Origin of the sequence: Pseudoflavonifractor phocaeensis, from assembly GCF_016901735.1 — a bacterium.
In the GTDB taxonomy this organism is placed as follows: domain Bacteria; phylum Bacillota; class Clostridia; order Oscillospirales; family Oscillospiraceae; genus Pseudoflavonifractor_A.
In genome coordinates this window covers 1-273 of the sequence record NZ_JACLZC010000235.1, presented here as the reverse complement: position 1 = coordinate 273, position 273 = coordinate 1, and the positions used below count along the sequence as shown (strand labels likewise).

The following is a 273-nucleotide window of genomic DNA, read 5'->3' as shown; positions in this document are numbered from 1 at the left end:
CTTCCAGCACAAAGCCGTGCTTGTCACAGGCCGTGTGGGCCTCATAGGCAAACTGCCGCTTGTGTTCCCCTTTCACAAACAATCCGCTGTCCGGGTCGGTCACGCTCCGCTTCACGGTGCGCAGCTTCTCCTTCTTCCGCCGGGCCAGTTTCTTTTTTGAGGTGTTGTCTCTGCGCTTCTTTGGCGGTGCCGGCGGCTGGCCATCATCGTCAAAGGGCTTCTTTCCATGGGCCTGGCGGTCTGCGTTTACCTCTTCCATCAGTTCCCTGGCAT

1 pseudogene is annotated in these 273 nt (G+C 58.6%); it reads right to left on the bottom strand.

From position 1 onward, the window contains the following. Positions 1-273, bottom strand: a pseudogene (locus tag H7U37_RS15420) (IS5/IS1182 family transposase); the annotation flags it as partial.